At 54.7% G+C, this 8,909-nt stretch carries 17 protein-coding genes and 1 tRNA gene; 12 read left to right on the top strand and 6 right to left on the bottom strand.

Annotation, left to right across the window (positions count from 1 at the left end; genetic code table 11):
• Window positions 1-485: 485 nt before the first annotated feature.
• Window positions 486-630 (bottom strand) — tRNA-Asp (locus ACNKH3_RS01580).
• Between the two features lie 17 nt (window positions 631-647).
• Between ACNKH3_RS01580 and ACNKH3_RS01575 the strand changes: the two genes are divergently transcribed.
• Window positions 648-2,639: an ATP-dependent helicase gene (locus ACNKH3_RS01575; protein WP_420207997.1), complete on the top strand. Its 1,992-nt coding sequence runs from the start codon at window positions 648-650 to the stop codon at window positions 2,637-2,639.
• Here ACNKH3_RS01575 and ACNKH3_RS01570 read toward each other — a convergent pair whose 3' ends face one another.
• Window positions 2,640-2,888, bottom strand: a complete 249-nt coding sequence (locus ACNKH3_RS01570) for a hypothetical protein (protein ID WP_420207996.1) — start codon at window positions 2,886-2,888, stop codon at window positions 2,640-2,642.
• Window positions 2,889-2,920: 32 nt separating this feature from the next.
• On the opposite strand from ACNKH3_RS01570, the gene ACNKH3_RS01565 reads away from it, so the two are divergent.
• Entirely contained in the window at window positions 2,921-3,157 is a 237-nt protein-coding gene (locus tag ACNKH3_RS01565; protein WP_420207995.1) for a hypothetical protein, read from the top strand.
• Entirely contained in the window at window positions 3,154-3,420 is a 267-nt protein-coding gene (locus tag ACNKH3_RS01560; RefSeq protein WP_420207994.1) for a hypothetical protein, read from the top strand. Before ACNKH3_RS01565 ends, ACNKH3_RS01560 begins: the two co-directional genes overlap by 4 nt.
• 468 nt (window positions 3,421-3,888) lie before the next feature.
• Here ACNKH3_RS01560 and ACNKH3_RS01555 read toward each other — a convergent pair whose 3' ends face one another.
• The 4 genes from ACNKH3_RS01555 to ACNKH3_RS01540 form a co-directional block, all read right to left on the bottom strand.
• Window positions 3,889-4,314 carry a type II toxin-antitoxin system VapC family toxin gene (locus ACNKH3_RS01555; protein WP_420207998.1) on the bottom strand — a complete coding sequence of 142 codons (426 nt, stop codon included), beginning with the start codon at window positions 4,312-4,314 and terminating at the stop codon, window positions 3,889-3,891.
• Window positions 4,311-4,589, bottom strand: coding sequence for a type II toxin-antitoxin system Phd/YefM family antitoxin (locus ACNKH3_RS01550; protein WP_420207993.1), 279 nt, complete (start codon window positions 4,587-4,589; stop codon window positions 4,311-4,313). The genes ACNKH3_RS01555 and ACNKH3_RS01550 overlap by 4 nt, the downstream gene beginning before the upstream one ends.
• Window positions 4,590-4,659: 70 nt before the next feature.
• Window positions 4,660-4,995: a hypothetical protein gene (locus tag ACNKH3_RS01545; protein ID WP_420207992.1), complete on the bottom strand. Its 336-nt coding sequence runs from the start codon at window positions 4,993-4,995 to the stop codon at window positions 4,660-4,662.
• Window positions 4,996-5,039: 44 nt separating this feature from the next.
• Window positions 5,040-5,483: a helix-turn-helix domain-containing protein gene (locus ACNKH3_RS01540; protein ID WP_420207991.1), complete on the bottom strand. Its 444-nt coding sequence runs from the start codon at window positions 5,481-5,483 to the stop codon at window positions 5,040-5,042.
• 167 nt (window positions 5,484-5,650) lie between these two features.
• Between ACNKH3_RS01540 and ACNKH3_RS01535 the strand changes: the two genes are divergently transcribed.
• The 9 genes from ACNKH3_RS01535 to ACNKH3_RS01495 all read left to right on the top strand — a co-directional run bounded on the left by ACNKH3_RS01535 (window position 5,651) and on the right by ACNKH3_RS01495 (window position 8,790).
• Entirely contained in the window at window positions 5,651-6,022 is a 372-nt protein-coding gene (locus ACNKH3_RS01535) for a hypothetical protein (protein ID WP_420207990.1), read from the top strand.
• Entirely contained in the window at window positions 6,019-6,765 is a 747-nt protein-coding gene (locus tag ACNKH3_RS01530; protein WP_420207989.1) for a Lar family restriction alleviation protein, read from the top strand. The genes ACNKH3_RS01535 and ACNKH3_RS01530 overlap by 4 nt, the downstream gene beginning before the upstream one ends.
• A gap of 21 nt (window positions 6,766-6,786) precedes the next feature.
• Complete coding sequence (locus ACNKH3_RS01525) at window positions 6,787-7,074, top strand: hypothetical protein (protein WP_420207988.1); 288 nt, start codon at window positions 6,787-6,789, stop codon at window positions 7,072-7,074.
• The gene (locus ACNKH3_RS01520; RefSeq protein WP_420207987.1) at window positions 7,071-7,319 is read left to right on the top strand and encodes a hypothetical protein; all 249 of its coding nucleotides are present in this window, start codon (window positions 7,071-7,073) and stop codon (window positions 7,317-7,319) included. The genes ACNKH3_RS01525 and ACNKH3_RS01520 overlap by 4 nt, the downstream gene beginning before the upstream one ends.
• Window positions 7,303-7,494 (top strand): hypothetical protein, encoded by a 192-nt coding sequence (locus ACNKH3_RS01515; protein WP_420207986.1) that lies wholly within the window; start codon window positions 7,303-7,305, stop codon window positions 7,492-7,494. Before ACNKH3_RS01520 ends, ACNKH3_RS01515 begins: the two co-directional genes overlap by 17 nt.
• 30 nt (window positions 7,495-7,524) lie before the next feature.
• On the top strand, window positions 7,525-7,833 hold the full coding sequence (locus ACNKH3_RS01510; RefSeq protein ID WP_420207985.1) for a hypothetical protein: 309 nt from the start codon (window positions 7,525-7,527) through the stop codon (window positions 7,831-7,833).
• A 94-nt stretch (window positions 7,834-7,927) separates the two neighbouring features.
• Window positions 7,928-8,128, top strand: coding sequence for a hypothetical protein (locus ACNKH3_RS01505; protein WP_420207984.1), 201 nt, complete (start codon window positions 7,928-7,930; stop codon window positions 8,126-8,128).
• 60 nt (window positions 8,129-8,188) lie between these two features.
• The gene (locus ACNKH3_RS01500) at window positions 8,189-8,431 is read left to right on the top strand and encodes a hypothetical protein (protein ID WP_420207983.1); all 243 of its coding nucleotides are present in this window, start codon (window positions 8,189-8,191) and stop codon (window positions 8,429-8,431) included.
• 44 nt (window positions 8,432-8,475) lie between these two features.
• Window positions 8,476-8,790, top strand: a complete 315-nt coding sequence (locus ACNKH3_RS01495; RefSeq protein WP_420207982.1) for a hypothetical protein — start codon at window positions 8,476-8,478, stop codon at window positions 8,788-8,790.
• The last annotated feature ends 119 nt before the right edge of the window (window positions 8,791-8,909 follow it).

Genomic DNA, 8,909 nt, shown 5'->3' with positions numbered 1-8,909 from the left:
TCCGCATATTTCCATGGTGATGACTTCCTCGTCGCTCAGGGCAGGCGGAAAGCCGCCGCGCCGCATCTTGAAGTTCTTTTTGATGAAATCATATTGGCTGCAGACTGTCAGAAAAACAGCGATAATGAAACTGTCCCGGTCAATGGCGCGCTCCTTGTGAATATGGCTTAGATACCGCTATTCTACAGGATGCGCCCCACGGATCGGGCATTTTTTTTAAGAGTTGCACATTAGGTATATCTATTGAGTATGCCATACTCACAGTGTAGTCATTTTATACTGCTTTGGCTATAGTAATTTGCGTCGCTGAAATTTAAGTTGCAACTGCGTAGCTCCTAATTTAAACAAGTGCCCCCAACAGAGCCGGGGGCACTTGTTTAAACGGACGGCTGAAAAAGCAGTTTCAATAGACGAAAATCAAAAATTCTGGAGATGAAATAAAAAAGGGAGTTAGGATAAATAATATCCTAACTCCCTGATCTTTTTGGCGGGGCCGACCGGGCTCGAACCGGCGACCTCCGGCGTGACAGGCCGGTGCAACGAAGGCATCTATTTGATTGGATTCGCAATGTTTGGTTTAAAACTGACCTGTTCGCACCATTCGCAGGAAAAAAGCCCAACAACGAACCCAACACGCGCTATTCATCATGCACCAGACCGCATTGTTTCCCGTTCATGAGGCACCGTCTGACTTCTCCCTCCGCGACTGGCTCGACTCCCTGCCGCCGCTGCCTGATTCCGCTGGCCCGTCGTTTGACCTCAGCGGCCTGAATCAGCCGCAGCAAACCGCCGTCACGCATTCCGGCGGCCCGGCCTTGGTGATCGCCGGGGCAGGCAGCGGCAAGACCCGCACGCTCGTGCATCGGGTCGCCTGGCTGATCAGCCAAGGTGTTGCGCCGGAATCCATCCTGCTGCTGACTTTCACCAAGAAGGCCGCGCAGGAAATGCTCGAGCGCGCCGCCGCTCTGTCTTGGCAGGCCCGCCGCGTGCAGGGCGGCACCTTCCACAGCGCGGCCAACATGCTGCTGCGCCGCCACGGCGACGCGCTGGGCATCAGCCCGGATTTCTCCGTCCTCGATCAGACCGACGCGGAGGGCATCATCAGCCTGATCATCTCCTCGCTCCGCCTCGGCGGGGCCAGCCGCCGCTTCCCGAACAGCAGAACCATATTCAGCTTCCTCTCCGCAGCGGTCAACAAGGACTGCTCCATTGATGAGGCCATTGAGCTGGACAAGCCGCACCTGATCCAGTTCGCTGACGACTTCTATCTGATTCTCCAGCACTACACCGATTTCAAAAGCAAGCACAACCTGCTGGACTATGACGATCTGCTCATTCATCTGCAACGCCTGCTGATGGAAAGCTCCGCCGCGCAGGAGGTCTGCGCCCGCTTCAGCCACGTGCTGGTTGACGAGTATCAGGACACCAACGCCCTCCAGTCGATGATCGTCACCGCGCTGTCCTCTGTCCAGCGCAACCTGTTTATCGTCGGTGACGACGCGCAGGGCATCTACAGCTTCCGGGGCGCGGATTCCCGGAACATCCTCCGCTTTCCCGACAACCGGCCCGGCTGCTCGGTCATCACGCTTGAGGAGAACTACCGCTCCACGCCGCAGATACTGGCGTTCACGAACGCGGTCATCGCCAATATGCAGGAGAAGTTCCCCAAGCGGCTTTTCACTTCCCTGCCCGATGGCCCGAAGCCGCTGCTCTGCGCTGCCCGCAACGAGGCTGAAAAGGCCCGCTGGGTCACTTCTAAAATCCGTGAGCTGATTATTTCCGGCACACCTGCCGCAGAAATTGCCGTGCTGTACCGGCAAGGCCCTCATGCCTACAAATTCGAGCTGGAGCTTGCAACCGCCGGTCTGCACTATGAGAAATGGGGCGGCCTCAAGCTGACTGAGTCCGCTCACATCAAGGACGTGACCGCCTTCCTCCGCATCCTCGTCAATCCGCATGACCGCCTGTCATGGCACCGGCTGCTGCTGCAAATTGACAAGATCGGCCCGAAAACGGCTGAGAAGATACTGAACACGGTCTGCGAGGCAAAACTTCCCTTTGCCGCGCTGCAAGCCTATTCGGAAAACCTCCAGTCCGGCTTTGCCGCAGACCTCCGCCTTCTTTCTGAAACCTTCGATTTCATGCGGTTGCCCGGCCTGCATCCGGCCTATGTTTTTGAGCTGGCAATCAGATATTACCAGCCCATTCTGGAGCGCATCCACTTTGAAGACCATCCGGCCCGGCTGCGCGACCTCAACCGTGTTCATTCCCTCGCCGCAGACTACGATGACCTGCGCTCCTTCGTGGATGACTTCGCTCTGAACCGCCCTGATCCAGCCGCCGCTGATCAGGGCCTGAAGCTGATCGCCTCAACCATCCATTCCGCCAAAGGCAAGGAGTTCGACGCGGTCTTTGTGCTCGGTCTCACCGAAAACCGCTTTCCCTCCTGCGGCTGCGGCAGCCCGAACTACGAGGAGGAGCAGCGGCTTTTCTACGTCGCCTGCACCAGAGCCCGGAAGCAGCTCTTCCTCACGTGGCCTGAGATGATCATCACGCCCGACAGAAAACACCGGCTCGGCGATGTCTCGCCGTTCCTACGGGACATTGACCCGGCTCTTTATGACACTGTGGAGGCGTGATCAATGCTTTTCCGCTTCCCAGATAAAATACGTCCTGTACAGGCAGTAGCCGAGCAGGAGGCATTTTCCGTATTTTACAGCTTTGAACGTATAGCTGTCCGCAGATGCTCCTGCCGCCGCCATGCCGCATTGGATCATCCACATGATCAGGAAAACAACGGTGCCCGCTGCCGCCCATCTCCACCAGCCCAATGCCATACACCCGATTTCAAGGCGCTCTTTCAGGCCTTCCCTGTATTTTTTGGGCATAAAATCACCTTTTTTTATCAGGAGACGCTTCCATGATTGACTTTGCTCACGATTTTTACACCGAACTTTTATTCTATTCCGTCACAACTGCCGGGCTGCTGTGGATGCCTTTTCATTTTGGCAGAAAAATGCGGAAGAGAAGACCGCTCACCCGCCGCAACTACATAGAGATGTCGCTGCTCTGCGCTTTCACGCTTTTCATGATGAACATAGAGTCCCTTCCCTACCTTCTCAGGGCTTATCATAAATTCCAAGGAGTTCTGCCATGACCCTCAACTTCCTGCTCTACCTGCTCTTCTGGGCCGCCTTCGTTGCTGGCACAGTGATCAGCTTCCGGCTCTGCGCAGCCGCCGTCAATGTGATGGATGAGACCATGCCCTTCGGCTGCCCGCCTCAGCTCCGCCGCCTCACATGGACGCTGGCTGCGGTCTGGAGCATCTCCATGTTCTCCGAAGGCATCCTTCTGAGCGCGCATCTGCTGGATCCGGCCTTTCCGCCCCAGCTCCAGACAGAGTCTGCCGATGACTTGTGAGCTGTCATTTATTCCTTCTTTCAAGGGAGAACGGGATGAGACTGCCATGCGCGGCTGTATGCGCATGGCAAAGCCATCCATGCCCCATGCCCTCCGCTGGCTCTGGCAATCAAAGCTCCATGCGGGCACCAAGTTCGGCTCATTCTCAATGGGTGGTCGTGGCGGGGCATATCGGGGCATCTAAGCGCGGCTGATGAGTTGCCATGCGGAGACGATGTTGGCCCGCGCGCGCCCGAAGCGGAGCGAGGAAACCGGATCCTGGCCGTGGCGGTCAGATGATGAATCCGCTATGCGGCATTTCGCCGCCGCTTTGGGCTGCGCGGTTTGAAACACACCAAGCGGTCTTTATGGGCCGTCTGCCGTCGAAGAATGTCTTGAAACATCGCATCCGAATTTCCCTTGAACTGAGCCGCGTATTCCTCTCTCAGCCGCCGTGTCTCCTGAACAATTGGGTCTTGCCACATAGTTTCACTCCTGCTTGAACCAGTTCTCAATGGCAATCCCTGAAAAGCGTTCAAAGTCAGCTATGTTTGCGGTGACGAGAATCAGATCATGCACTTTGGCGACTGCGGCAATCTGTCCGTCTGCAAACGGCGGGGTAAGGCCGATCTCCGCAAGTCTGGCGCGTTCCTCCGCGTGCCAGTCAGCAGCAGCCTGATCATAGGGCAGAAGAGGAAGATGCGGAAGCACGACCTTGCTCAGATATTCCTCAATTCTTCTTCGCTTGGCGGAGGGAGGCAGACGGCGGCATCCGAACCGCAGCTCATGCCATACAACTGCGGCTGTGGCAACTTCATGGCGGTGCAGCTCAAGTTTTTTCATCACCGAAAGATTCGGATTTGGCCGCATGGGTTCGGAAAGAACATTGGTGTCAAGGAGATAACGTCTCTTCACCATGACACCTTTCTTCCCGGAGAGGTGTCCCGGACACCGGACAGCAGTTCGGCGCAGTCATCAGTCTCGTCTTCCCGCCGACTGCGGAATTCCTGCAACGCGCTCCAGAAATCCTGCTTCGCAGGCGCATGGAGTGACTGATATTCCTCAACCGAAATCAGCACGGCAACCGGTTTCCCGCGCCGAGTCAGCTCTACTGAGTGCCCGTTCTCGACAAAACTGACAATATCCCGAAGCCGCCGGGTTGCCTGCTTCATGGTGCAGCATCTGTCCATGGGTTATTCCTAGTTTATTGCGCTACTGTTTCAGCACCGCGCATTTGAAACAAGGGGCTGTCTTTTCGTTTTAATCGTTGCCTTTCTTTTGTCGATATTTCTGCACTGCAATAAATATTATTGCAACTATCTGAATCAATACAAGAGTAGTAAAGAGAGCTTCATTGTTAGCAACATGCTCACCTCTCACTTTTTTCTTTGCTAATGCTATTGGCACTGTAAGAGAAGGGTAAAGAAAAAATATATTTACCATATTTATGATTGCTGCTGATATTCCGAATGCAGCGTTTTTCTTTGCTGAGAAAAAAGCGAGTATTCCTGACAATCCTGCTAACAAATATCCGATTATCGGAATGAATATTCCAACAATTGACAAAACCAATGCTGTTATTCCCAATGCTTCCATTTTTCTCTCCTTGGTCGTTGATGATTCGTTAAATGCCGTTCTTTTTACGCCACTGTTTCAGCCAGTCTTCTATGTTGATTGGCTGCGTTTTTCCGCTGCACCCAGCTTTTGAAGGACGGGAAGCTGTCCTCGAAGTTGCACCTGAACCACTCTTCCCGCCGAGGGTCTTCCCGCTTTATCTCATCCAGCCACTCGTCAATCAGCAGCACATAGCCGTTTTTCGGCTCCCGCGCTGCTCCAGCCCGGACTGGCTCCTCGCCCTTTAGAACCCAGTTCAAGGAAAGGCCATATTTTTCCGATACCAAATATGCCCACTCAATAGGGAATTCTTTTTTTTGCCCTTGCTTAGCTGATACGGTCGGCTGTGTTTTTCCAATAACAGCAGCCAGTTGTGTTATATTTTTAATGTCCGTTGATTTTTTTATCCGCTCCCATACGCTGACAAAATCCATCTGCATAGAAAAATATTTATTTCCCTCTTGACTCATAGATAAATCTATATTACGCTTCTATTAAACATAGAGAATTCTATAAAAGTGTTTCCTTCGCCCCTAAACCCCTCAGCATACCGACAAAGGGCGAACAAATCAAGCCGTTAAAGAGGCTGGCCGGTGCTAGCCCCTGCTGTGCAACCCAACGACCCAAGGAACGAACCATGACGAACCGACCATCGAAAAGAAAACAGATTGCCGCCGCCGCGCTCGCGCTGCTGTGCTCCTCCTCCTTCGCAGCAGCCTACGAGCCGCCGACTGGCAACTGCTTCCGCATGACCTCCGGCGAAGAGCAGGCGGAAGACCTTCCGACCTTCCTGCCTGTTCCCGCTTGCAGCACCGCGAACGGGGAATTCTGCCTCCGTCAGGGCGAAAGCACCGTCGTCCGCCCTGATTTTGCCGGAAGCACGCGTTTCATTCCCGTCCCCAGCTGCACAAAATACGACTCCTTCAATCAAGCGGAGCCGGACAGCGATCAAGACGGCATTCCTGATTACGAGGATGCAGACGCTGACAACGACGGAGGCGCAAAATGACCGAGCAAACGACCTTTTCCGCATCCAAGTTTGACCTGCTGCCCTGCTCCTACTGCGGCAAGCAGCCTGAGCTTGTTGAAGAGCCGAGATATTATTTCAACTGCCCTTGCTCTGCAAGTATACGTCATGAATATCCTTCCGTCGGTCTTGCCGCAGAAAATTGGAATTTTGTGAACGACTTCAGCAAATTTTCCAAGCAGCATGACGAGGATTACGGCTGGGAGCCTGGTTGCGAGTCGGTTCCCGATATTTCTCCGTCCCGCACCCTGCATGGATACCGAGAGTTTTCCGCTGTCCCCGGCCTTCTGGCCCGGCTGAAGCCCTGCCCGTTCTGCGGGGCGCAGCCTGAGATTCTCGAATGCCCGAACCCGTCAGATTACGGCTACTTTGTTCGCTGCCTCTGTCACACAGCCGACACTTTTGCCGAAACCATACTGCAACGCACACCAGAAGATGCCGCAGCCGTCTGGAACCGCAGGGCTGAACCCAAAGGCATCTTCCCGGCTCTGAAGAAACGCCTCGCCCTCTTTTTCAGTCCATACGATCTGTGGTTTTTCGTGCTTCTGTCTATTTTCATGCTCATCCCATTCACCATTATCGCCGGACTGAGAGAGCTTGAATTCGATTTTTTGCGCCGCTGCCTCATCGTTTTTCAGGCGGTGTTTTTTTCTGCGACCGTTTTTTGCACCTTCGCCTTCCTCAGGTGGCTTGAATCTGACGAAGAAAAAGACAGCAGCCTTTGATCAACGAACCAACAACGAACCATGAACGAGACCGCGCCTTCCTCCCAGCAGCTGATCACGCTGGCACCTTGCCCGTTCTGCGGGAGCAAGGCGGTGCTGTTCAAGGACTGCTTCAAACAGTTCCGCATCGACTGCGCCAGCTCCATCCGGCAGAAACACTGCTTCTTCGCCCGGATCAACGGCGGCATGGTGCCCCGTTTCGACCGGGTCGAAGAGGCCGCAGCCGCTTGGAACCAGCGGGCCTCCGCTCCTGCGGAGATTCCCGGCCTGACCGACTGCCCGGTCAGCAGCCCGGAGGAAGCCAGATGAGGAGCCTGTTCGGGGTGACTTCCGTCGCGCTGAAGAACCTGACCTGCTCCGGCTGCGGCAAAGGCTTCCACGCCGCCGTGTTCGGCGCCAACTCAGCAGGCGGCGCTTCGATCATCTGCCCGTCCTGCAACGCGCTGGTGATGGAGCTGGTGTTTGCAAACGACTTTCACAGCCGGGGCTATGCATCTCCGGCTGAAACCAATGAACCATTCTGCTTGGAGGCTGATTATGCCGCATTTCCATGATGAAGAATCGTACATGAACGCTCTGGACAGCGGCCTGCTTGCAGAATCGCATGTGAAATACAACGGCCCGATCATCGACCTGACGCATCTTGCCGAAGAACCCGCTCTTGAAAACGACACAAACGAAACTGACAACGATTTTGACCCGCCTTCAGCCGACCTGCTGCGGGCTTAACCGCAATCCAACGCACCAAGGAGAACCAAAATGACCGCACCTGCAAAACCCAATGAGATCGATGAGAAAGGCATAGCCAGCGGCATCACCGTCGAGATCAGAGGCCGCATCAAGGGCTTCAAGAAAGTGCAGCCGGACAATGGCAACGACTTTATTTCCACGCTGATTGTCCGGCCCGCGAAGGACGCGTACTCGCATCCAACGACCTTTTCCGTCAACTCCCTCAGCCGCATCGGCGGTGAAGGGGCTGACATCGCTGTCAAATGCGAGCTGCGGCCCTACGTCCGCAAAAGAAACGGCGAGGATTACTACAACGTATCCCTCTGGGTCATTGAGTGACCAGAGATCACCAATCCGCACCGCCGTCCAAGGTGCAGCCCCTTCACGGGGCTGGGCCTTGGACGGCGGGCAGCACGGAGCACGAGGACACTATATGAAAAAGAGAATCTTGGCAGCATTGACCGCCCTGCTCGTTCCGGCGCAGGCGTTTGCTTTGGGCGAAACATGGACACCGCTGATAACGGCATCTGCCTTTGACGGCCCCCGCATTGACATGCTGACTGCTGTCGGCGGCATCATCACGCTGCTGCTGATCATTGCCGGCATTGCCTTTTTGGCCAAAATTTTTCGCTGACGCTTTACACCGCGCATATCTGCGCTTTTTCCATAACAACCGTGCTATAGGAGGCACAAAATGAAGATCAATGCTTTCCGCTCCAAACTGAAGGGCAAAGTCGCAGTCGCAGCCGCAGCTTCCACCGCTCTGGCTCTGACCGCAGGCAGCGCAATGTCGCAGACCATCGCTGACGATCTGTTCACAGCTGCCGATCCGGCTTCTTTGGTGACCAAAGTCGGCACCTTCCTTGTCGCAATCATTGCTGTTCCGATCGCAATGTTTGTCTACCGCAAGGTCAAGATGCTTTTCAACGTCGCCTAACCAGCGCAGCGGGGAGCTTTCCGCTCCCCGCAAAGGATTCCGCCATGGCTTCCGTCCTCACTGCTGATCAGATCATTGACATGGCTCTTTACAATCTGACAAACGGCATTATTCCGGATTTCAACACCGCTTTGACAGGAGGCATGCTGCTCGCTGTTCTCTACGTGGGCGGGTCAATTATTTCCGATGTGCTTTCTGTCAAAGTTGCAGCCCGTCGCGCTGAGCATGAGGCTGGTCTTGCTTTCGCCCAGAATGTTTTTGATTCCAGCAGGTCTTTCAACGATGCCAGAAATTACCGCTCCCTGCGCGACACTTCTGAAGAAGGCTCCTTTGATTACGATCGTGGATTCAAGTTGTAAGTGCAACTTTTGCGGGGTTGAGAAAAGAGTGAGTTATGGTAACATGATGGCTCAATTCTCACCGCCAAGCAAGAGGAGCGCGCATGAAGCATTACACACAACTCACCGAACCAGAACGT

It is taken from the genome of Candidatus Electronema sp. JC, assembly GCF_048287365.2.
GTDB lineage: Bacteria > Desulfobacterota > Desulfobulbia > Desulfobulbales > Desulfobulbaceae > Electronema.
This window is presented reverse-complemented; position numbering and strand designations above follow the sequence as displayed.